The organism is Hymenobacter sp. 15J16-1T3B (assembly GCF_020711235.1).
GTDB lineage: Bacteria > Bacteroidota > Bacteroidia > Cytophagales > Hymenobacteraceae > Solirubrum.
Map to the genome: position 1 here is coordinate 25,091 of NZ_JAJFAV010000021.1, position 22,537 is coordinate 47,627.

Sequence of the window (22,537 nt, forward strand, 5' to 3'; positions counted from 1 at the left end):
TGGGGGCAGGAAAAGCGCTAATTAACCCAGCTGGTATTTCCTGCTAACAACTGGGTTTACAAACGTAACGATTGGCTCGGATGCCGCAACACCGGCAGCGGCCCCCCGCCGGCCGAACGCCTTACGACGGCTGGCCAGTGGGGGCCAGGGTAGCCAGGGCCTGCTCCCGCTCGGCGTCGCGCACGATGATGCTGAGCGTGGAGGCCACGTAGCGGTTTTCCTGCTCGTGCGGGGTTTTGCCGAGGGTGTCGAAGTCGCCGTTGATGTCGGTGAAGCTCACCACTTGGGTAAAGAGCGTTTTGTCTTCCACGTCGGTCAGGGCCGAGCCGATGACGTTGCCGAGCTGCAAAATCAGCCCCACCGTCTGCGTCGGGGCTTTCACGATGGCGGCCGTCACTTGCTGCAGCAGGCTTTTGTAGGTGTCGTTGCTCTGGGCGGCGGCCAGCACCTGCCCGGTGTCGCGCAGGTCCTTTTTGCTTTTGAGCACCGACACGAGCACGTGCACCTGGCAGGGCGGTTTCTGGTCGGGCTGCTCCTGCTTCCAGTAGTACACGGTGCGGTCGACGGGCAGGTCCTCGTTGTCGTCGACGCGGGCGAAGCTGTTGAGCGTGAGCGTGCGCGGCTCCTGCATCTGGTCATCGATGACCACCACGAGCAGATAGAGGTTGGCGTAGCCGGGAAAGGGCGGAATGCGCGGGGTGTGGTTGTCCTTGACGAGCAGGCGCGAGAGGCGCACCTCCAGGCCACTGACGTTGCCGGAATCGGGAATGATGCCGCGGGCCCCGTCGAGGCGGCCGGGCTGGGCCGCGGGCAGCGACACGGTGGACACAATGGCGTCGTCTTGTAAGCTGAGGGCCATGAGCGGAAAACGAAGGAGGTGAAAACGACAAAAACCACAGCAACCAAGCCGCGCGGAGCAGAACTCGTTGGGCGAATTGCCGGCGGCCTTTTCAAGCCTACGCGGACGGCTACCTGGGCACCGTCAATTACGACTAACCCGAGCTTGCATCTGCATAATTAAAATAATTCCGCCTCGCCCCCAATTATTCATTCACCTTTTTGCTAATATCGACCTGCGCCCCGCTTTTGCCGGCGGGTCGATTACGGTTCCCTTTTGCTTTTTTTGATTGTTGCTATGGCTGCTTTTACGCACTACTACCCCACCCTGCTCGCCAACGAAGGCGGCTACTGCCACGACCCGCTCGACCCGGGCGGCGAAACCTACCGCGGCATTGCCCGCACCGCCAACCCGCACTGGTCCGGCTGGCCCGCCGTCGACGCCGTCAAGGCCCACCTGGGCTTGCCCCACCCCGTGCCCCAGGCCGACTGGCACCAGCTCAACGTGGCGCTGGCCGCCGATGCTCCGCTGGCCGCGGCCATCGAGGCCTTTTACAAAGCCGCCTACTGGAACCCGCTGCACCTCGACGCGGTGAACTCGCAGCCCATTGCCGACCAGCTGGCCGACCACGGCGTGAATGCCGGCACCGGCCGGGCGGCCAAAATGTGGCAGTACTTGCTCAACACCGAATTCGGCGCCCACCTAGTCCTCGACGGCGAAATCGGCCCGCAGAGCGTCGCCGCGCTCAACGCCGTCGACGCCGGCCATTTCTACCAGCGGTTGATTGCCATGCGCCAGGCCTTTTACAAGTACCGCGCGGGCGCCTTCACGCCGGCCGAAGCCACCGCGCTGGCTGCTTGGCACCAGTTTTTCGCTCAGCAGCTCAACCTGCACACCGACGCGCGCATGGAAAAATACCTGGCCAGCTGGCTGGGCCGCACCCACGAAGCCTTCACGCCCACGCCCGCTTCGGTTGCGGCGGCCACGGCGTAATGCACTTTTCATAAAACGGTAAGAACGTCCTGCTGCGCTTGCCGAAGCCTTACTACCGAACAAACGACGCGGTAGTGAGGCTTCGGCAAGCGCAGCAGGACGTTCCGGTTCAAAAGAGCCTTACCGACTAGCGCGCCGGGCGCAATTCGTCGGCTTCGAAGACGCGCGGCACTTTCTTTTTGCGCACCACAATCTGGTACCGGGCGCGGTCGTGCCGCTCGTCCCACATGATGTCGGATACGACGCCGCGCAGGCGAGGCTGGCCGGGCTCCAGGTCCACGGCCTCCACCGCGTCGCCGAAGCCGAACGGGGGGCGCTGCACCGGGCGGAACAGCTCGGGGCGCACGAGGTAGTTGCGCTCGTCGTAGCGCAGCGTAATCCACTCCTCGTCCTCGCTGATTTTTTCGAAAAGCTTGTCGAGCGGCTCCACCCACTCAAAGGAGCGGCGGTTGGCCGGGTGGAGGTAGGAATAACCGTAGGCGGGCGACCAGCCATACAGGCCGTATTCGAGCATCGGACGGGGCACGGAAAGCGGAGTTGCGGTGAGAAATAGACCTCCAAAACACCGCTGCGCAGCCGCGGGTTCGGCGGGCGGCAAAAGTAGCACCGTCCAATTCGTACCGCCGGGCCTGCGGCGCAGGATTAGCCCGAGCCCGGGCAGCTGCCCTCGGAAGGCCCGGTTTAAAGCGGCGGCCTTTGGCGCCGGGAGCTAGGAGCTTCGCGACCAGCAGCCCAATCCCCAGGCACCTATGAGGCCGGGCGGCGTAGCGACGGGCACGCGCCCAACCCCGGCTGCGACGCCCGCGGCCACCAGGAATGGACCGTGGCGGTACTCTGCGAGCCGGAGGACTACACTGGCCCCGCAGCGGCACGCTACGCCTCGTCCTCTAGGATTTCGCCGCCGGCCGCGTGCTCCAGCAACCGCTGCCGCAAGGCCGGGCCGTCGTGCAGGTGGGCGAAGGACAGGCGCTCCTCGCGGCCGCTGCGGTAGCGGATCAGCAGGTCCGCTTCGCCCACGGCCACCAGCGTGTCGATGTCGGCCCAGCGCCAGTGACGCAGCGCCACCAGCGGGTTGGGGCGCAGGCTAAAGCCCTCGGCGTGCAGGTGCAGGTGGCGGCGGGCGTCGAGGCGGCGCAGGCCGAAGGCCAGGCCCACGTACACCAGCGCCACGGCCCAGTACAGCCAGGGCAGCACGTGGAACCGGGGCGGGGCGCCGGCGTCGGCAGCCTCGTGGTGGCGGTGCCAGATGTGGTAGCCTTCAAGCGCCAGAATGCCCGCGCCGGCAATTTCCAGCCACTCCACCCGGGCGCGGTGGTGCGGGTGCTGCTGCAGGTGGCGCAGCTCCCGCACTAGCAGCAGCACGTAGGCCGCGCCCACCCCGATTTCGGCTGCCGTCACCCAGCTCAGCGTCTCGCCCTGCAGCAGGGGCAGCAGGCTGCTGAGTAGCACTAGCGCGGGCACCAAGTGCGAGAGGGCCTTGGCGCGCTGCCGCCGGGCGTGGTGGCGGTGGTATACAACAATGCGGCTGGAGTCGGGGGCGAAGGAATTCACGGCGCCCAAGCACGGCAAAATCCGGCCGGGGCGCAACTCCGCGCGCATCCCTGCAGGGGCCAATGCCTCAGCTGTGCAGCTGGTAGAAGCGGAAAAACGGGTGCTCGATGGGCAGAATTTCGGTGCGCGCGAAGCCGGCCCCGCGGGCGTAGCGGGCCAGCGTGCCGGGGCGCATCACGGTGCCCGTTTCGGCCGACGGGTCCTCGGCCTTGCCCACCGGCAGGCAGTGCAGAATGCTGAAGCCGTACATCAGCCGCTCGATGGGGTCGGCGCTGGCGGAGAACTGCTCGGCCACCCGCTCGTCCATCACCAGTACGGCGCCGCTGGGGCCTGCCAGGCGGCGCATGGCGCGCAGCACGGCCACCGGCTGGCTCATGTCGTGGATGCACTCGAAGGCCGTGACCAAGTCGTAGTGGCCCTCGGTGAGCGGGGCATCGGCCGCGTCGCGCACCCGGATGCGCACCCGCTCCGAGAGGCCCGCGGCGGCCACGTTGGCCTGGGCCAGCGCCACCGACTCCTCGTCCAGATCGAACCCATCGACCACGATATCCGGGTAGCACTGCGCCAGGCCGATGCCCGACCATCCGGCCCCGCAGCCGATGTCGGCCACGCGGGCGGGCCGCTCGGATTGGCGCAGGCGGGCGTCGATATCGGGCAAGCCGGGCAGCCACTCCCGGCCCAGCTGCTGCAAGAACATGGTGCGGTTTTGCCCGGCCTGCCCCTCGCGCATGTCGGGCCCGTAGGCGCCGAAGGAGAGGCCGCCGCCGCTGCGGTACGAGGCCACCACCGCGGGCAGCGGGTGCACGATGCCGGCCATGAGTTGGGCCATGGGGGCGAGGTACTGCAGGCTGTTTTCGTCGGCCAGCACTTCGGCCGGGCCGGGCGGCAGCGCATACCGCCGCTCGGCGGCCGGGGCATGCTCGTCGTCGACGGTGAGAATGGCCGATACGGTTTGCTGCTCCAGCCACTCGCAGGCGTAGCGGGCGTCGGTGCCGGTGCGGCGGGCCAGCTGGGCGGCCGTGAGCGGGCCGCTGCGGGCCAGGACCTGGTAGTAGCCCAGCCGCACGCCCAGATACACGCCGAATACGTCGAAGGCGCCCAGCAGGGACTGCACGAACCGGTCGGCAAAGGCGTCGGCGCTGACCTCGGCGGCCGCGGCGGTGATGGTGGTTTCCATAACGCGTGGGGGTTAGGTTGATAACACCGCCGACGGACGGCTTCCGCCGGGCTTATCCTCAAGGTAATCAATATCAAGCACTAGCGCCCCGGGCCGCTGGCGCGGGTGTAACCACGACCGGCACAACCTAAACTCGACAAAAGCAGTTAGTGCGAACTGATTTGCCGCACACCGCTTTTGCTCATGCCTAGCACCTTCACTCCGAAACCACCGCGCCCCGCTGCCCAGCCGGCCGCACCCGTGGCCGCCCTGCCCGCTGGAATGGGCGCCATTTTGCACCCCGAGGGCGTCACCTTCCGCGTGTGGGCCCCGCACGCCCAGGCCGTATCGGTCGTCGGGCCCTTCAACGACTGGGACGCCGAGTCCCACCCGCTGCGCCACGAAGCCGACGGCTACTGGGCCGCCACCGTGGCCGCGCTGCCCGCCGGCACCGAATACAAGTTCTGGCTCAAGACCGAAGACGGCCGCGAGCTGACCCGCCACGACCCCTACGCCCGCCAGGTCACGCACTCGGCCGGCAACTCGGTGGTGCACGACCCCAGCTTCGACTGGGGCGACGACCACTTCGAGATGCCCGCCTGGAACGAGCTGGTCATCTACGAGCTGCACGTGGGCACCTTCTACGCCCCCGACCCCGCCCGCCCCGGCACCTTCCGCGACGCCATCGAGAAGCTGGGCTACCTGCGGGACCTGGGCGTGAATGCCGTCGAAATCATGCCGGCCACGGAGTTTCCGGGCTCCCTGTCGTGGGGCTACAACCCGGCCCACCCCTACGCCATCGAAACCGACTACGGCGGGCCTCTGGCTTTCAAAGAGTTTATCCGCGCCGCCCACCAGCACGGCATTGCCGTGATTCTGGACGTGGTCTACAACCACTTCGGCCCCGGCGACCTGGACCTGTGGCAGTTCGACGGCTGGCAGGAAAACGACGGCGGGGGCATCTATTTCTACAATGATTGGCGCGCCGAAACGCCCTGGGGCCACAACCGCCCCGACTACGGCCGCCCCGAGGTGCGCCAGTACATCCGCGACAACGCCCTGCTCTGGCTGGAAGAATACCGCGTCGACGGGCTGCGGGCCGACGCCATTGCCCACATCCGCAACGTGGACGGCACCACCGACCCCGCCCGCGACCTGCCCGACGGCTGGAGCCTGATGAAGTGGATCAACGAGGAAATCCACGCCCGCATGCCCTGGAAAATCACCATTGCCGAGGATTTGCTCGGCAACGAGTACATCACCAAAACGCCCGGCGAGGGCGGCCAGGGCTTCTCGGCCCAGTGGGATTCGGCCTTCGTGTACCCCATCCGCGACGCGCTGGTGACGCCCAACGACCAGGACCGCAGCATGGCGGCCGTGGCCGCGGCCCTGACCAAAGTCTACAACGGCGACGCGTTTCAGCGCGTGGTCTACACCGAGTCGCACGACGAGGTGGCCAACGGCAAGGCCCGCGTGACCGAGGAAATCATGCCCGGCAACGCGGCCTCCTGGTTTCCGAAGAAGCGCTCCACCCTGGGCGCCGCGCTGGTCTTCACCGCCCCGGGCATCCCGATGATTTTCCAGGGCCAGCCCATGCTCGCCGACGGCTCGTTCAGCGACGACCAGCCGCTAGACTGGAGCCGCGAGGAGCAGTTCGGGGGCCTGGTGCACCTGTACCGCGACCTGATAGCGCTGCGCCGCAACCAGCGCGGCACCACCGGCGGCCTGCGGGGCCAGCACATCGAGGTGCTGCACGTCAACGACGAAGACAAGGTGCTGGCCTTCCGGCGCTGGGCCGACGGCGGCCCCGCCGATGACACCGTCGTGCTCTGCAACTTCGCCGACCGCAGCCACGAAGCCTACACCATCGGCCTGCCCGCAAGCGGGCAGTGGCACGTGCGTTTCAACTCCGACTGGGCCGGCTACGACCAGGAGTTCGGCAACTTCGAGAGCGTGGGGACTCAGGCCGACGCAGGCGACTACGACGGGCAGCCGTTTGCGGGCTCCTTCGGGCTGGCGCCCTACTCGGTGCTCATTATTTCGCAGGACGCGGACTAGCCCCGGCAACACACTTGGGCGGCGGGCGGCGGCGGTTTTGAAAAAAACGGCGCCGCCCGCCTTTTTGCGACTGGTTTGCCCGCAAAACCACCGGGCAGCTTCTATCTTGCCGCAAGTCCTCCAACGCGCCCCTTACCGAATGCAGTTTCCCGCCTCCGCCCCCGAAACCGTTGTGCCCAGCGCCTTGCTCCTGGAAGTCGCCTGGGAAGTGTGCAACCAGGTCGGCGGCATCTACACCGTTATCCGCTCCAAGGTCCCGGCCACCGTCGACGTGTGGAACGACCGGTACTGCCTGCTCGGCCCCTATTTTCCGCAACAGGCCCAGGCCGAGTTCGAGCCCCTGTCGGACACCCAGCTGGCGGCCGCCTACCACGACCCGGTGGCCCGCGCCGTGCGCCGCCTGCGCCAGCAGGGCGTGGAGGTGCACTACGGCCACTGGCTCGTCACCGGCAAGCCGCGGGTGGTGCTCTTGTCGCCGTTTCAGGCCTACAACCAGCTCGGGCAGCTCAAGGCCGACCTCTGGGAGCACCACCACATTCCCTCGCAGGAGCACGACGACCTCTTGCACCAGGTTACGGCCTTTGGGCACCTGGCCACGCGCTTCGTGCAGACCTTGGAGGCCGAAGCCGCCGCCGCCGAGTACCGCATCATTGCCCACTTCCACGAGTGGATGGTGGGCTCGGCCATTCCGGCCCTGCGCCGCGAGCAGTCGAAGGCCAAGCTGGTATTTACCACCCACGCCACCCTGCTCGGCCGCTACCTGGCCATGAACGACCCGAACTTCTACGACCACCTGCTGTACGTGGACTGGGAGCGGGAAGCCAAGCACTTCAACATCGAAACGGCCGTGCGCATGGAGCGCGCCGCCGCCCACGGCGCCCACGTGTTCACCACCGTGTCGGAGCTGACGGTGCGCGAGTGCATTTACCTGCTCGACCGCATTCCGGACGCGGTGCTGCCCAACGGGCTAAACATCGAGCGGTTTGTGGCCCTGCACGAGTTTCAGAACCTGCACCAGCTCTACAAGTCGAAGATTCACGAATTCGTGATGGCGCACTTTTTCCAGTCGTACTCCTTCGACCTGGACAAGACGCTGTACTTCTTTACCTCCGGCCGCTACGAGTACCACAACAAGGGCTTCGACCTCACGCTGGAGGCCGTGGCGCGGCTGAACTACCGCATTCAGCAGAGCGGGCTCGAAGGGCAGGTGGTCTTGTTCATGATTACCAAGCGGCCCTACCACAGCATCAACGCCGAGGTGCTGCAGAGCCGGGCCATGCTCGACGAAGTGCAGAGCACCTGCGAGGCCATCGAGCAGCAGGTGGGCGAAAAGCTGTTTTACCAAGCCGCCAGCTCCGCCGACTACCAGCTGCCCAACCTCAACAGCCTCGTCGACGACTACTGGAAGCTGCGCTACCGCCGCGCCCTGCAAAGCTGGAAGACCACCCGCCTGCCCCCGGTCGTGACCCACAACCTCGTGGACGACGGCAAGGACGAAATCCTGGAATTCGTGCGCCGCGCCAACCTGGTGAACAACCGCCACGACCGGGTCAAGGTCGTCTACCACCCCGATTTCGTGTCGACTACCTCCCCGCTGTTCGGCATGGACTACGGGCAGTTCGTGCGCGGCTGCCACCTGGGCGTGTTTCCGAGCTACTACGAGCCCTGGGGCTACACCCCGCTGGAGTGCATTGCCAGCGGCGTGCCGGCCGTCACCTCCGACCTCTCCGGCTTCGGCGACTACGTGCAGCAGCACGTGCCCGACCACGAGCAGAAGGGCATTTTCGTGGTGCGCCGCAAGGAGCGCAGCTTCGACGAGGCCGCCGAGGAGCTGACCGACATGCTCTGGCGCTTCGTGATGCTCAACCGCCGGGAGCGAATCATGCAGCGCAACCAGGTGGAAAGCTCCTCCGGACAGTTCGACTGGCACCAGCTGCGCCAGCACTACGACCACGCCTACGAGTTGGCCCTGGAGCGGGAGTAAGCGGCCATGCAACGTCTGCTCCTGCCCTGCCTGCTGCTGGCGGCCACGGCGGCCCTGGCCCACGAGTTCTGGCTGCAGCCCACGCGCTTCGCGGTGGCGGCGGGCAGCCGCGTGCACCTGGGCCGCTGGGTCGGGGCCGATTTTCAGGGCACGCGCTGGACCGGCCTGAGCGCCCGGTTGGAGCAGCTGACGCACTTCGAGCCCGGCACCGCCGCCCCTGCCGACCTCACTGCCGCCGCCCGCGCCGCCGACACGCTCAGCACCACCGTGGCACTGCGGCAGCCCGGCGTGCACCTGCTGGCCCTGCAAACCAACGACGCCTTTATCACCCTGCCCGCGACCGAGTTTGAAGCTTATCTGAAGGAAGAAGGCCTGAGCGACGCGAGCTGGCTGCGGCAAAAGCGCAAGCAGCAGGAGCAGCCCGGCCGCGAAGCCTACCGCCGCTGCGCCAAAACCCTGCTGCTGGCCGGTCCCGCCGCGGCCCTGACTGCCGATACCACTTACCGCCGCCGCGCGGGCCACCCGCTCGAAATCATTCCCGAGCAAAACCCCTACGCCTTGGCGCCCGGGGCCTCGCTCACGGTGCGGGTGCTGGCCGATGGCCGCCCGGCCGCGGCCCAGGCCGTGCAGGTGTGGCTGCGGCCCCTGGGCGGGCAGCCGCCCAAACATTTTACCCTGCACACCAACCAAAACGGCCGGGCGCTGTTTCAGCTGCAGTACCCGGCCGAAGTGCTGCTGGCCACCGTGCGCATGGTGGCCCTGCCCAAGCACCCGCAGGCCGATTGGCAGAGCACCTGGGCCTCCCTCACTTTTGGGGCCCCGGGCCGTTGAAATTGATGGAAAACCTATAACTTCGTAGGGTTCCCCTCGTACCTGAGACCCGGCTTTTTTTCTTACCTTCGCAACCTACCCCCCTCTCGAAAGCAACCACCTTCCTGGTATGAAGTACTCCATCGATAAAAAAGAGAACTACACGATCATCACGATTGACGAGAAAAAGCTCGACACTACCGTTGCGCCGGATCTGAAGTCGGAGTTCGTGAAGCTCAACGCCGAGGGCATCAACAACCTGATCCTCGACCTGCAGAATGTGAAGTACACTGATTCGTCGGGTCTGAGCTCCATCCTGATTGCCAACCGCCTGTGCAACTCCACCGGCGGCCTGCTGGTGCTGACCGGCCTGCAAGACCACGTGATGAAGCTTATCACCATCTCGAAGCTGGAGTCGGTACTGCACATCCTGCCCACGGTGGAAGAAGGCATCGACCGCATTTTCCTGCACGCCATCGAGCGTGACTTGACCAGCAAGGAGTAGTTTCCGCTTAGTTGTCAGTCGAGAGGTTGTCAGTTGTCAGTGCGAGAAGCTGGCAACTGACAACCTTCTTCTTTTGGTAGCGGCCCCAGCTAGTGCTGACAATGGATAACTAACAACAGACCACTGTTTTGGAGTTTGAGCTTACGATACTCGGCAGCGCTTCCGCCACGCCCATGCTCGGGCGCCACCACACGGCGCAGGTGCTCACCGTGGGCCGCGAGCCGTATCTGATTGACTGCGGCGAAGCTACCCAAGAGCGCCTGATCGAGCAACGCATCCGCTTTGGGCGCATCAACCGCATCTTTATCTCGCACCTGCACGGCGACCATTTCTTCGGCCTGTTCGGGCTGCTGGGCACCCTGCACCTGCAGGGCCGCACCGAGCCGCTGCAGCTGTTCGGCCCCGCCGGCCTCGACGAAATCATCACCACCCAGCTGCGCTGCTCCGGCACGCCCCTGGCCTACGACGTGGACTTCGTGGCCGTCGACACCGAGCGGCACCAGCTGATTTATTCCGACCACTTGGTGCAGGTGTACACGCTGCCCATGCGCCACCGCATTCCGTGCTGCGGCTACCTGTTTCGGGAGCAGCCGCGGCGCCGGCGCTTGGTGAAGGAGGCCCTGCCCGACTCACTCACGCCCGAGCAGCTGCAGGCCCTGACCCGCGGCGAAGACCTCAGCGACGAAGCCGGCCACGTATGGCTGCGCCACCACGACGTGAGTACCGAGCCGCCCGCGCCCCGCAGCTACGCCTACTGCTCCGACACGGTGTACCAGGAAAGCTTAGCCGAGCTGGTCCGCGGCGTCGACCTGCTCTACCACGAGTGCACCTTCCTGCACGAAATGCTCGACCGGGCCCAGCAAACCGGCCATTCCACCGCCCGGCAGGCTGGGCAGCTGGCGCGCCTAGCCGAGGCAAAGCAACTGCTTATCGGCCACTTCTCCTCCCGCTACCGCGACCTGCAGCCCTTGCTCAGCGAAGCCCGCCGCGAGTTCGAGCCCACGCAGCTGGCCGTGGAAGGCCTAACGGTGACGCTGTAGCCGGGGCATTACGCCAAAGGAAAAGCACGTCATTCCGAGCGAAGCCGATCAATCTCGCGTGCTGACTTCCAATAGTAATTTCTTTGTTCAAAGAGGGCTTTACTACCTGGCATCAGCACGCGAGATTGATCGGCTTCGCTCGGAATGACGTGCTATTTGCTGCTCTAAACGACTTATTTTGCCCTCATGTCTACTCCGGCCAACTCGCTGTTTGCCCACAAGAAGCAGCAGCTCTACCTGGTGCTCAGCGCCATCTTCATCGTCAATGCCCTGCTAGCCGAAATCATCGGGGTGAAGATTTTTCACGTCAACGGGTTAATCGGCCTGCCCGAAACGGTGCCGGGCGACCTGACGGCGGGCGTGCTGATCTGGCCGGCAGTGTTCGTGACGACGGACATCCTCAACGAGTACTTCGGGCCCAAGGGCGTGCTGCGGGTGAGCCTGCTCACGGCCGGGCTGATCCTCTATGCCTTTGGCGTCATCTACGCCACCACCCGGCTGCAGCCGGCCGCCTTTTGGCTCGACGTGAACAAGGCCGACGCCCAGGGCCGGCCCTTCAACATTGACTACGCCTACCAGAGCATTTTCCGGCAGGGCGGCAACATCATCATCGGCTCCATTGCGGCCTTCATCGTGGGCCAGCTGCTCGACGCGACGGTGTTTCAGCGCCTGCGCCGCATCACCGGCAGCCGCCTGATCTGGCTGCGCGCCACCGGCTCCACGCTTATTTCCCAGCTCGTCGACTCGTTCGTGGTGTTGTTCGTGGCTTTCTACGTGTTCGGCAATTGGTCCTTCGAGCAAGTGCTCAGCGTGGCCAACACCAACTACTGGTATAAATTCGCGGCCGCCGTGCTGCTCACGCCGGTGCTTTACCTGGCCCACAACCTCATCGACCGGTACCTGGGCCAGGCGGAAACTACCGAGCTGCAGACGGAAGCGGCCCAGAACGTGTCGGTGTGAGGCTTGCCCTTGGTTATGAAACTGCTTTTTCCGCTACTAGCCGCTGGCCTGCTTTCCACCGGCGCCACTGCCCAAATAATGGTCCCGCCCGGGCCGGGGGGCGTGCCCGGCCGTATGCCCACGCGGGCGCTGGGCCCGACGGGCTATGCGACTGCGCAACCGGGCACCTGCGTGTTGCCAGACAGCTCCCGCGTCAAGGGGGAGCTGTGGCTGCGCTACGGCAAGCACCCGAACTTGGAAGTCGAAACCGACGACGGGCAGAAACGGGAGTACACGCCCCGGCAGTTGGCGTATTTCACCATCGGCCCGGCCACGTTTGTTCCCGTTGACTTCGTGCAAAATGCCCGCAGCACGGATAGCACCAGCATCACACCGGTCTTTGCCAAGGTGCTCGAAAAAGGCAACATCGAAGTCCTGCGCTACAGCTACACGGCCAACGTGGGCGGGGTGCGCATGTCCACGTTGCTGCTGCGGCAGCGCGGCGCCACGACCTGGGCGCAGCTACCCGAAGGCGGGGCCATGACCAGTCAAAAACGCCTGCGCGAGGTAGTGGGGCCCTTGGTGGCCGATCAGCCGTCCTACGCCCGCATCCTGACCACCGGCCGCATCACGATTGAAAACCTGCCGGAGTTTCTCCATTCGTACAACGCCTACGCGGCGAAGCAGCCTTAACTTTACCCCATGTCCCGCATCCTGACCGGCATTCAGAGCACCGGCCGCCCGCATTTGGGCAACCTGCTCGGCGCCATCCTGCCCGCCATCGAATTATCGAAAAGCGCGGCCAACACCTCCCTGCTCTTCATCGCCGACCTGCACTCCCTCACGCAAGTGCGCGACGCGGAGTTGCTGCGCCACAACACCTACTCGGTGGCCGCCGCGTGGCTAGCCTGCGGCTTCGACACGGAGAAGAACCTGTTCTACCGGCAGTCGGACGTGCCGCAGGTAACCGAGCTGGCTTGGTACCTGTCGTGCTTCACGCCCTACCCGATGCTGGCCAACGCGCACTCGTTCAAAGACAAGTCGGACCGGCTCGCGGACGTGAATGCGGGCCTGTTTACCTACCCCGTGCTCATGGCGGCCGACATCTTGCTCTACGACGCGGACTTTGTGCCGGTGGGCAAGGACCAGATTCAGCACCTGGAAATCACCCGCGACATTGCCAGCACCTTCAACAACCGCTACGGCGACACCTTCGTGCTGCCCCAGGCCCGCACCGACGAACAGATCCAAACCATTCCGGGCCTCGACGGGCAGAAGATGAGCAAGTCCTACGGCAACATCATCGACATCTTCCTCGACGACAAGGCCCTGCTGAAAAACATCCGCGGCATCGTTTCGGACAGCACCCCGCTGGAGGCGCCCAAAAACCCGGATACCGACACCACTTTCAAGCTGTTTTCGCTGCTGGCCACGCCCGAGCAAACGGCCGAAATGCGCCAGAACTACCTCAACGGCGGCTACGGCTACGGCCACGCCAAGCAGGCCCTGTTCGAGGTCATCCGCACGCGCTTCGCCCAGGAGCGGGAGCAGTTCAACTACTTCATGCAAAACCTGCCGGAAGTGGACCGCCGCCTCGCCGAAGGCGCCCGCAAAGCCCAGGACTATGGCAGCACGGTGCTCAACAAAGTGCGGGAGAAAGTAGGCTACCAAGCCCGGTAGCAGCCAGCCGTCCTTGCGAACGAACCGAAGGTCGACGTAGTCAAGCGCGGCAATGATGCCGCTCGCGGCACGACGGCCCGACTGGCACCAACCGAAAACAGCCCCGCCCGAAACCAAGTAACTCTGGTTTCGGGCGGGGCTGGTTTTTGGGTCGGAGGTATTGCGCCGGCGGGGCTGCTGGAGGAAGGATTACTTCGTCGTGCCTCCTCGCAAGGACGGAGGGGTGGCCCGCGGCCTTTTTCAGTGCCGTTTCAGCGGCAAGCTTCCCTTCACCACCTGGCTACTCAGTACGTCAGGCCGTCGTAGCCTTGGTGGCGGGGCTGCTCGTTGCGGAAGTTGAAGCCCACCTTGCTGCCGCGGCTGACCTGCTGGTTTTCCAGCTTCTGCTTGACGGTAATCTTCTGGATGTCCTGAATGGGCGGGGCCATCAGGTCGTTGTTGACGGCCGCAATCATGGCGCTTTCCACGTACAGGCGCATGGCGTCCTCGTTGACGACGTTGTGCTCCATGTCGTTGTCGGGCAGGTCCAGCTGTTTGGCGCCCTCGATGTAGTAGTGGTTGTCTATGTTGATGAGCAGGCGGCCGACCAGGTAGCCCGGGTCGTTCAGGCGCTGGTACTTGATGCTGTCGGCCATGAAGTTGTAGGCCATGATGTGGCCGAAGAAGCGGCGCCGGAAATCCTCGCTCACGTAGCGCGAGCCGAACAGCGGGAAGTCGTCGGGGAAGGTGATGATGTTGGAGTGCATCACGAACACCAACAAGTCGCCGCTGAAGCGGATGTGAAACTCCAGCTCGTTGACCGGCCGGTACTCGATGACCACGCTGGAATCCACCGAGGTGACGCGGCGCGTCAAATCCAGCACCAGCTCCTGCGTGACGGTGCGCAGGCACTCGAAGGCAGCTTGCGCGTTGCGGAAAATGGCTTGCTTGGCGGCTGATTTCTGCCGCAGGCCCTCGAAGATGATGTCGAGCTTGTCTTCGGGTTCTTCCGGCTCGGCTTCGGCCGCCGCTTTTTTGCGGCCGGCGGGCTTGGCGGGCTTGTCGGCTTTGGCCGGTTTGGCCGATTTCGCGGTGCTGGCCTTGGTTGCCTTGGCGGGCTTCTCGGCGGGGCGGGGGTCTAGCTCGGTGGGAGTTTCGGTGAACTCAGCAGATGGGGTCGGGCGGTTGTTTTCCTCGGGCATAGGTGAGCAGGCGGAGCCGTTTGGGGGTCAGGGGCAAGCGGGACGGAGCGTCCCTTCGAAATGCTGCGGAATGCCTAATGCTACGAATCTTTAGCCCGGGGGGATGGAATTTTCGACCGAAAGCTGGTCGGCGGCGTCCGGCGCGGCCGCCGAGTCGCCCAGCGCCGGCGGCCCGGCCAGCGCCGGCACCGCGGGCCACTGCGGGCTGCGAAACGCCACCGTGCGCAACCCCGGATGCGCAAACGCCGCCGTGGGCGGCAGCAGCATGGCTGCCGCGCTGGGCTGCTGCAGGGCCTGCCCCACGGTGCGCACGGCCCCGGCGGGCACGGCGGCCGTTTCCAGCCGGGCCAGCAGTTCGGCCCCGCTGATCTGGCCGATGCGCCCGGCCAACAGCGCTTCCAGTTCGGCGCGGTGCCGCACGCGGGCCCCGTTGGTCCGGAACCGCGCGTCTGCGGCCCACTCCGGCTGGCCGAGCGCCGCGCACAACTCCTGAAACTGCCGGTCGGAGCCCACGGCCAGAATCAGGCGCACGCCGTCGGCGCCCTGGTACACGGTGCCGTAGGGCACGATGCTGGGGTGGCCCGAGCCCAGGGGCTGCGGGTCGTGGCCGGTGACGAGGTAGGTGCTGGCTTGGTTGGCCAGCGAGGCCAGCCCGGCTTCCCAGAGCGACACCTGCACCAGGGCCCCCTGGCCCGTCCGCTCGCGGCGGTAGAGGGCCGTGAGCAGGCCTTCCTTGAGTTGGTGGGCGGCCAAGAGGTCCATCAGGGCCACGGGCATCTTGAGCGGGGGCTGGCCCGGCTCGCCGTTGAGGTGCATGAACCCGGCCTCGGCCTGCACCACCGCGTCGTAGCCGGCGCGGGGCTCCTGGGGGCCGTAGCCGGTTATCTGCCCGTAGATGAGCCGCGGGTGCTGCTGGCTGAGCGTGGCGTAGTCGACCTGCAGCTTTTCCGCGTCGCCGGGCTTGTAGCTGGCCAGCACGATGTCGGCCGCGCCGGCCAGGCGCTGCACCAGGGCCCGCCCGGCCGGCGTGCGCAAATCGGCCACCACCGACTGCTTGCCCCAGTTGGCGCAGGCGAAATAGGCCGACACGTCGGCGTCGGCGGGCTCGGCCGGGGTTTTCCAGCTGCGGGTCACGTCGCCGGCCGGCGGCTCGATTTTGGTAACGTCGGCGCCCAGTTCGGCCAGGAACTGCCCGACCTGCGGGCCGGCCAGCACGGCGGCCAGCTCCAGCACGCGCAGGCCGCGGAGGGGAAGCTCGGAAGCGGAGAAGTCGTTCAAAGAAAAAGGCATTGAGGAAAGGCAGCGGCCTACGGCCGAAAACGCAAGTATGCATCTTCGGCCGCCAACTTCCGGGTCCGCTCTTCGGGTTACGACAAGGGCTTGCGGGCCGCCGCGGGCACGGCGGGCGTGGCTAGCTTCACTTTGTAGCGCCTCACGCCGTTGTACTCCTCTTCCATTTTTAGCACCTCGTTGGTTTTGGTGGCAATCCAGAACACGGCGTAGTTCTGCGCGTCGTAGTTGATGCGCAGCTTCCAGCACTCGGCCGTGGCCGCGCCGATGAGCGGAATGGTTTCCTTGCCGACGACCTCGTAGGTGTACCATTTGGGCAGGACGGGCCCGCCGGGGTGGTAGAAATTGAGCACGAACTTTTTGCCTGGGGCGTAGTCGAGCAGCTCGAAGGTTTCCAAGTCCAGCTCCCAATTCAGCGTGGGTGCGGGCGTGGGCACGACCAAGGCGGCCTGCCGGTTGCCGGCCACCGAGTCGGTCCCAACGATGTTATCGCCCAAGAAATTGAAGGCCGCTACCCCGGCCCGGCGGCTGCTGGTGCGGTGGTAGACGGGCCGAAAGTTGTCGAGGCGGTTGCGCGACAAGAGTTGGCGGTTCGTCGTGGAGTCGCCCGAAAACCACTGCTGGCTGATGACGACCTCCCGACGGTTGGCGTCAATGGCCACGTGGCGCAGCCACAGGGCAGAGTTGTTGGCCTGGGGCCGGTTGCCGCGCTGCATGAACACCAGGTACTGGCGCATGCCCGGGCGCAGTTTGCGCAGCTGCTTGGCCAAGAACGTGCGGATGGTGTCGGGGGCCGACTGGCTGAAGCCGACCAGGGGCAGCAGGGCCAGCGCCCAGGCCGTTAGGAAGCGTTTCATAGCGAAAAAGGGTAGGCAAAAAGGCAAAATGCCTACTTAGACACCCGCCGGCGCGGGGCGTTGCATTCGCCGCGGGCAATAGTTGCAAGCCCGGCTTGGCCCTCGCCCGCGGCCGGGAAAGCGCCGGAGCCGCAGTACTTCTTCGCCAGCCCGGCCCCAGCGGCACCGGCCGCGCAGCCGGTTCGGGCCACTGCCGTACCTTGCCGTCATGACCAACGCCATCCAAACCGGCCTGCTTGCCTACGGCATGTCGGGCCAGCTGTTTCAGGCGCCGTTTGTGGCTGCCCACCCCGCTTTTGAGCTGCGCGCCGTGGTGGAACGCAGCCGCAAGCAGGCCCAGCAACGGTACCCCGACGTCATCAGCTACCAGTCAGTGGCCGAGCTGCTGGCCGACGAGGCCCTTGAGCTGGTTATCGTGAACACGCCCAACGACTCGCACGTGCAGCTGGCCCGCGAGGCCCTGCAGGCCGGCAAACACGTGCTGCTGGAAAAGCCCGTGGCCACAACCGTGGCCGAGTGGCGGGAGCTCTGCCAGCTGGCCCGCGCGGCGAACCGCCAGCTGCTGGCCTACCAAAACCGCCGCTGGGACTCCGATTTCCAGTCGGTGCGCCAGGTGGTGGCCAGCGGGCAGCTGGGCCAGCTGGCCGAAGTCACCTTCCGCTTCGACCGCCACAAGCTGCCCCTGCACCACAAGTTGTTCAAGGAAGAACCCCACACGCCCGGCAGCGGCCTGCTTTTCGACCTGGGCCCGCACGTGCTCGACCAGGCGCTGAGCCTGTTTGGCCGTCCCGCGCACGTGCGCCGCACCCAGGGCCAGTTCCGGCCCGGCTCCCAGGTCACCGACTACTTCCAGCTGCAGCTGCACTACCCGCAGGGCCCGCTCGTGACGGTAGTCGGCGGGCTGGTGATTCCCGAGCCCCTGCCCAGCTTCGTGCTGCACGGCACCCACGGCAGCTACCTCAAGCCCCGCGCCGACGTGCAGGAAGCCCAGCTCAACGAAGCCATGTCGCCGCTGGCCCCCGGCTACGGCCTGGAGCCCGCCGAGCTGGCCGGTCAGCTGACGGTGGTCGGCGAGGATGGCCGGCGCCAGACCAGCGCCGTGCCCGCGCCAAAGGGCGACTATATGGGCTTGTTCGAGGCCGTGTACCAGACCTTGCGCCACGGCGCCCCCTACCCCATCACCGAGGAGCAGCTGTTGTGGCAATTGCAGGCCTTCACCGAGCCCGACGACGCCTGGGAGCTGCGCCGGGCGGAGTAGCCGGGCCGCTGGGGTAAGGCGAGGCATCTGGGGCACGTCATCGGCCGTGCTCACCCAGATGCCTCGCTTTGCTCGACCTGGCTACGCTTTGCCGGCTAGTACCGGTGCGCCAGCGCCACAATGTCTTTGACTTCGAGGACGCGCTTTTCGTAGCCGTGGCGGGTTGCGTTGAGCATGGCCCGGCCTACTTCGGCCATGGTCGAGACGAAGCCCGGGGTCAGCCGCCGCGCCAGCGGGTACAGCCAGGCCACGTACTTGTAGAACGGCAAGATGTTGCGCTGCCCGGGCGTGGCTTTCATGAAGCCCGGCCGGAACGCGTACCCGTTCGGGAAGAGGCGCAGCAGCTCGTTTTCGGTGCGGCCCTTCACGCGGGCCCACATCTGCCGGCCTTTCCCCGACGAGTCGGTGCCGCTGCCCGAAACGTAGCAAAACGTCAGCTGCGGATTCAGGAGGGCCAGGGTGCGGGCAAAGCCTAGCGTCAGGTCGTAGGTCAGGCGGGTGTACTCGGGCTCCTTCATGCCCACCGACGAGACACCCAGGCAGAAGTAGCAGGCGTCGTAGCCCTGTAGCTCCTGGGCAATGGCCTCGGGGTGTTCAAAGTCCTGGAGCAAGACCTCGCGCAGTTTGGGGTGCTGCCGACCGGTGGGCTTGCGCGTGACGACCAGCACCCGCTGCACGTCGGGGGCCTGCAGGCATTCGAGCAGCACGCCTTCGCCCACCATGCCGGTGGCACCGGTTACGATTACGTTCATCTGGTTGGTTATCCGTGGGGTGTGTTCTTGCTACGACGCAGCGCCCCCGCCGATACTTTATCGGCGGGCCTAATTTCTTGTTCCTGCGCGTTGCCCGGGCCCGCACACTACGGCCGAGCGGCAGGCTGTCAGCGGGTTGCCGGCGCCGCCCCGAACCATCCTGGCGCCGGGGCTGTTCTTTTCGCGTATCTTTAGCCAGAATACGCTGCTGTTTGCTGACCAGGAACCCAAGGTCAGCCATCTTTTCAACCCAATTGCTGAACCCTTGACGTTCGACGATTTCCAACTGCACCCCGACGTAGCCGACGGGGTACACGGCATGGGCTACTCCAAGCCCTCCCCCATTCAGGAGCAGGCCATTCCGGCCGCGCTGGCCGGCAAAGACCTCATTGCCTGCGCCCAGACCGGCACCGGCAAAACCGCCGCCTACCTGCTGCCCGTCCTTGATTTCATTGCCTACGAGCGCCCCGAGCACACCACTGCCCTCATCCTCTGCCCCACGCGCGAGCTGGCCAAGCAGATCGACGAGCAGGTGGAAGGCTTCGGCTACCACGTCGGGGCTTCGTCCATTGCCATCTACGGCGGCGGCAAAAGCGAGAACTGGGAGCAGCAGAAGCGCGCCCTCACCCAAGGCGCCGACATCATCATCGCCACGCCCGGCCGCCTGATTGCGCACATGCAGCTGGGCTACGTGAAGCTCGACCAGATCGACTTCCTCATCCTGGACGAAGCCGACAAGATGCTGGACATGGGCTTTTCGGATGACATCATTCAGATTGTCAACCACCTGCCCACCAAGCGCCAGACCCTGCTCTTCTCGGCCACCATGCCGAACAAGATCCGTGAGTTTTCGAAGAAGATTCTGCACGAGCCGGAGGAAATCCGCCTGGCCGTGTCGAAGCCGGCCGAAAACATCAACCAGCAGATGTACATGGTGTACGACACCATGAAGCTGGCTTTGCTGGAGCACCTCATCGGCGAGCTGGACGTGCAGAGCATGATCCTGTTTACTTCGCGTAAGATGAACGTGGGCCCCATCGAGCGGGCCCTGCGCAAGAAAGGCCTGAACGTGCGCGGCATCACCTCCGACCGCACCCAGGAGGAGCGCGAGCAAGTCATGCGCGACTTTAAAAACAAGCAGTTCCAGATCCTGGTGGCCACCGACGTAATGTCGCGCGGCATCGACGTGAGCGAGCTGAGCCACGTGGTGAACTTCGACCTCCCGCGCGACGCGGAGGATTACGTGCACCGCATCGGCCGCACGGCCCGCGCCGGCACCTCGGGCATGGCCATTACGTTCGTGTCGGACCACGACCAGGACGCGGTGGTGAAAATCGAGAAGCTCATCGAGCGGGAGCTGGAAAAGAAGCCCACGCCCCCCGAAATTGGTCCTTCGCCCGAGTTTGACCCTAAGAAATACCGCGGCCGCGGCGCCGCCGGTCCTGGGGGCCGCGGCGGCAAATCCTCGCCTTTCGGCGGCGGTGGCCGTAGCAGCGCCGGCCGCTCGGAGCGGCCGGCGCACGCCGCGCCCAAACCGGCCCCGGCAGTAGCCCTGGCCGAAGGTGCCGAAGCCCCCGCCGTAGCCGGCGAAACCGAGGAGCAGAAAAAGCGCCGCAAGAAGCGCCGCCGCGGGCCCAAGCCCGAAGGCGCCACGGCCGGCGGTATCGAAGCCACGACGAGCACCGCGGAAGGCGCTGCCCCAACGGCAGCCGTTGCCGACGGCGAAGGCAGCACTGGCGAAGCCGCCAAGCGCCGCCGCAAGCGCGGCGGGCGCAACCGCAGTGGCCGCGGGCCCAAGCCGGAAGGAGTAGGTGCGGCCGACTCGGCACCGGTAGCCTCGGCGGCCGCGGCTGAGTAAGCGTGACCTGATTAGTACCGAAAAGCCCCGTAGCCGACGCTGCGGGGCTTTTTTATTAACCAGCCATTGAATCTACGCCGGACCTCTACTTCGTCATCCTGAGCAGGGCGAACCGAAGGTCGACGTAGTCAAGGACCTTCGGTTCGCTCTGCTCAGGATGACGGGCTAATAGCTGGTTCCCGCATTCAACTTCGCCCCGTGGCGCTGACGCTTCACCCCGGGTTTGGCCCCGCTTCGGGGCTTTTTTCGAGCGGGCGGTGGCCCATTGAGCGTGCTTAGCAGCGGATTCAGGCCCTAGCAACCCGCTTATGCGCTACCTCGCCCGCTTACTTCGCCCCGCCTCGGCAGCCCTGCTGCTTTTTACTGCCCTGCCGGCTCGCAGCCAGGATGGGGCTACTTCGGCCGCCCGATTTCCGGTACTCGACGGCTACGTGGCCCAGGGCCTGCGCAGCAACCTAGCCCTGCAGCAGCGGCAGGCCGCCGGCGACAAAGCCGAAGCCGCTTTGCGAGTAGCCCGGGCGCTCTTCTACCCCAGCCTGGACTTCAACGCCCGCTACAGCGCGGCCAGCGGCGGGCGGCGCATCGAAATACCAGTGGGCGACCTGCTCAACCCCACTTACGCTACGCTCAATCAGCTCACCGGGACGGATAACTTTCCGCAGCTGCAAAACCAGAGCACACCCTTTCTGCGGCCCCACGAGCAGGAAACCAAGCTGCGCCTGACCGTGCCGGTGTACCAGCCGGCGCTGCGCTACAACCAGGCCATCAGCCGCGAGCAGGCCGCCGTGGCCGCCCTCGACGTGCAGCGCTACCGCCGCGAGCTGGTCAAGGAAATCAAGGTGGCCTACTTCAACTACCTGGCCGCCCGGCGCGTCATCGAGCTGTACGGCCGCACCCGGCAGCTGGTGGAGCGCAACCAGCACGTCAGCGAGAAGCTGGTGCAGAACCAGCGCGCCACGCCCGACGTGGTGTACCGTGCCCGGGCCGAAGTCAGTGCCGTGGACCAGCAGCTGGCCGAGGCCCGCAAAAACGAGCAGGTGGCCCGGGCCTACTTCAACTTCCTGCTCAACCAGTCCCAGGAGCAGCCCGTGACGGCCCTGCCCGACTCGGCCCTGGCCCTGCCCGCGCCCCAGCCCCTGCCGGCCCTGACCGAAACCGCCGGCACCACCCGCGAGGAGTTGCAGCAGCAGCAGAAGGCCGTATCGATGGCCGACCTCAGCCTGGGTCTAGCCCGCTCGCGCTACCAGCCCACCGTGGCCGGCCTCGTCGACCACGGCTACCAGGGCCCGCGTTACGACTTCCGCAACCGCGACGGTAACCGCTTTACGCAGGCCTCGCTGGTGCTGAACTGGAACCTGTTTGGGGGCCTGCAAAACCGCGCCCAGACGGCCCTAGCCCGCGCCGAGCAGCGCCAGCAAACCACCCGTCTGCAGGAAGCTCAGGCCCAGATCAGCCTGGAAGTGCGCCAGGACTACTACGCCCTGGAAGCCACTCGCGCCACCGTGCTGGCCGCCGAAGCCCGCCTGCGCAGCGCTGCCCAGGCCTTCCGGCTGGTGAGCCGGCAGTACGAGGAAGGCCTCACCCCGCTGTTGCAATTCATCGACGCGCGCACCACCTACACCAACGCCGAGCTCAACCTCATCCTGAGCAAGTATGCCTACCTCGGCCAGCTGGCCCGAGTGGAGCGCAGCGCGGCCACTTACCCGCTGGCGGCTGAATAGAGCCCGTTTCACCGTCCCTTCCGACAACTCGCGGGCCCGGTCACTACACCGCCCCGCTCAGCCCTT

At 65.9% G+C, this 22,537-nt stretch carries 20 protein-coding genes; 12 read left to right on the plus strand and 8 right to left on the minus strand.

Translation table 11 applies throughout. The features are described from left to right. Positions 1 to 121 precede the first annotated feature (121 nt). Positions 122 to 859: a hypothetical protein gene (locus tag LJ737_RS24615; RefSeq protein ID WP_227769429.1), complete on the minus strand. Its 738-nt coding sequence runs from the start codon at positions 857 to 859 to the stop codon at positions 122 to 124. A gap of 276 nt (positions 860 to 1,135) precedes the next feature. Here LJ737_RS24615 and LJ737_RS24620 point away from each other — a divergent pair, with 276 nt between their 5' ends. Then, the gene (locus LJ737_RS24620) at positions 1,136 to 1,831 is read left to right on the plus strand and encodes a glycosyl hydrolase 108 family protein (RefSeq protein ID WP_227769430.1); all 696 of its coding nucleotides are present in this window, start codon (positions 1,136 to 1,138) and stop codon (positions 1,829 to 1,831) included. Positions 1,832 to 1,958: 127 nt separating this feature from the next. Here LJ737_RS24620 and LJ737_RS24625 read toward each other — a convergent pair whose 3' ends face one another. From LJ737_RS24625 to LJ737_RS24635, 3 genes are all read right to left on the minus strand, one after another. Further along, the gene (locus LJ737_RS24625; RefSeq protein WP_227769431.1) at positions 1,959 to 2,357 is read right to left on the minus strand and encodes a DUF6960 family protein; all 399 of its coding nucleotides are present in this window, start codon (positions 2,355 to 2,357) and stop codon (positions 1,959 to 1,961) included. 347 nt (positions 2,358 to 2,704) lie between these two features. After that, complete coding sequence (locus LJ737_RS24630; protein WP_227769432.1) at positions 2,705 to 3,382, minus strand: hypothetical protein; 678 nt, start codon at positions 3,380 to 3,382, stop codon at positions 2,705 to 2,707. Positions 3,383 to 3,449: 67 nt separating this feature from the next. Continuing rightward, complete coding sequence (locus LJ737_RS24635) at positions 3,450 to 4,559, minus strand: class I SAM-dependent methyltransferase (protein WP_227769433.1); 1,110 nt, start codon at positions 4,557 to 4,559, stop codon at positions 3,450 to 3,452. 183 nt (positions 4,560 to 4,742) lie between these two features. Between LJ737_RS24635 and LJ737_RS24640 the strand changes: the two genes are divergently transcribed. The 8 genes from LJ737_RS24640 (at position 4,743) to trpS (ending at position 13,554) form a co-directional block, all read left to right on the plus strand. Then, positions 4,743 to 6,596, plus strand: a complete 1,854-nt coding sequence (locus tag LJ737_RS24640) for an alpha-amylase family glycosyl hydrolase (RefSeq protein ID WP_227769434.1) — start codon at positions 4,743 to 4,745, stop codon at positions 6,594 to 6,596. A gap of 139 nt (positions 6,597 to 6,735) precedes the next feature. Further along, positions 6,736 to 8,580 carry a glycosyltransferase gene (locus LJ737_RS24645; protein WP_227769435.1) on the plus strand — a complete coding sequence of 615 codons (1,845 nt, stop codon included), beginning with the start codon at positions 6,736 to 6,738 and terminating at the stop codon, positions 8,578 to 8,580. A 6-nt stretch (positions 8,581 to 8,586) separates the two neighbouring features. Further along, a complete protein-coding gene (locus LJ737_RS24650) occupies positions 8,587 to 9,411 on the plus strand; it encodes a DUF4198 domain-containing protein (RefSeq protein WP_227769436.1) in 825 nt (274 codons plus the stop codon). Positions 9,412 to 9,520: 109 nt separating this feature from the next. After that, positions 9,521 to 9,895 (plus strand): STAS domain-containing protein, encoded by a 375-nt coding sequence (locus LJ737_RS24655; protein WP_078012567.1) that lies wholly within the window; start codon positions 9,521 to 9,523, stop codon positions 9,893 to 9,895. Positions 9,896 to 10,023: 128 nt separating this feature from the next. Next, the gene (locus LJ737_RS24660) at positions 10,024 to 10,935 is read left to right on the plus strand and encodes a ribonuclease Z (protein WP_227769437.1); all 912 of its coding nucleotides are present in this window, start codon (positions 10,024 to 10,026) and stop codon (positions 10,933 to 10,935) included. 186 nt (positions 10,936 to 11,121) lie between these two features. After that, complete coding sequence (locus tag LJ737_RS24665) at positions 11,122 to 11,895, plus strand: queuosine precursor transporter (RefSeq protein WP_227769438.1); 774 nt, start codon at positions 11,122 to 11,124, stop codon at positions 11,893 to 11,895. Positions 11,896 to 11,910: 15 nt separating this feature from the next. Continuing rightward, positions 11,911 to 12,567, plus strand: a complete 657-nt coding sequence (locus LJ737_RS24670) for a hypothetical protein (protein ID WP_227769439.1) — start codon at positions 11,911 to 11,913, stop codon at positions 12,565 to 12,567. A 9-nt stretch (positions 12,568 to 12,576) separates the two neighbouring features. Then, positions 12,577 to 13,554 carry a tryptophan--tRNA ligase gene (gene trpS / locus LJ737_RS24675; protein WP_227769440.1) on the plus strand — a complete coding sequence of 326 codons (978 nt, stop codon included), beginning with the start codon at positions 12,577 to 12,579 and terminating at the stop codon, positions 13,552 to 13,554. A 284-nt stretch (positions 13,555 to 13,838) separates the two neighbouring features. Here the strand turns inward: trpS and LJ737_RS24680 are convergent, their stop codons facing one another. The 3 genes from LJ737_RS24680 to LJ737_RS24690 all read right to left on the minus strand — a co-directional run bounded on the left by LJ737_RS24680 (position 13,839) and on the right by LJ737_RS24690 (position 16,882). Continuing rightward, the gene (locus LJ737_RS24680) at positions 13,839 to 14,735 is read right to left on the minus strand and encodes a eukaryotic translation initiation factor 3 subunit J (protein WP_227769441.1); all 897 of its coding nucleotides are present in this window, start codon (positions 14,733 to 14,735) and stop codon (positions 13,839 to 13,841) included. Between the two features lie 90 nt (positions 14,736 to 14,825). Beyond that, complete coding sequence (locus LJ737_RS24685; protein WP_227769442.1) at positions 14,826 to 16,025, minus strand: CaiB/BaiF CoA transferase family protein; 1,200 nt, start codon at positions 16,023 to 16,025, stop codon at positions 14,826 to 14,828. A 77-nt stretch (positions 16,026 to 16,102) separates the two neighbouring features. Then, complete coding sequence (locus LJ737_RS24690) at positions 16,103 to 16,882, minus strand: DUF3108 domain-containing protein (RefSeq protein ID WP_227769443.1); 780 nt, start codon at positions 16,880 to 16,882, stop codon at positions 16,103 to 16,105. A gap of 208 nt (positions 16,883 to 17,090) precedes the next feature. Here LJ737_RS24690 and LJ737_RS24695 point away from each other — a divergent pair, with 208 nt between their 5' ends. Next, positions 17,091 to 18,140 carry a Gfo/Idh/MocA family oxidoreductase gene (locus LJ737_RS24695; protein ID WP_227769444.1) on the plus strand — a complete coding sequence of 350 codons (1,050 nt, stop codon included), beginning with the start codon at positions 17,091 to 17,093 and terminating at the stop codon, positions 18,138 to 18,140. 95 nt (positions 18,141 to 18,235) lie between these two features. Here the strand turns inward: LJ737_RS24695 and LJ737_RS24700 are convergent, their stop codons facing one another. Beyond that, entirely contained in the window at positions 18,236 to 18,892 is a 657-nt protein-coding gene (locus LJ737_RS24700; protein WP_227769445.1) for an NAD-dependent epimerase/dehydratase family protein, read from the minus strand. 265 nt (positions 18,893 to 19,157) lie between these two features. Between LJ737_RS24700 and LJ737_RS24705 the strand changes: the two genes are divergently transcribed. Together LJ737_RS24705 and LJ737_RS24710 are read left to right on the plus strand one after the other, a co-directional pair. Beyond that, positions 19,158 to 20,750, plus strand: a complete 1,593-nt coding sequence (locus LJ737_RS24705; RefSeq protein ID WP_410779966.1) for a DEAD/DEAH box helicase — start codon at positions 19,158 to 19,160, stop codon at positions 20,748 to 20,750. A gap of 308 nt (positions 20,751 to 21,058) precedes the next feature. Next, positions 21,059 to 22,471 carry a TolC family protein gene (locus LJ737_RS24710; RefSeq protein WP_227769446.1) on the plus strand — a complete coding sequence of 471 codons (1,413 nt, stop codon included), beginning with the start codon at positions 21,059 to 21,061 and terminating at the stop codon, positions 22,469 to 22,471. The last annotated feature ends 66 nt before the right edge of the window (positions 22,472 to 22,537 follow it).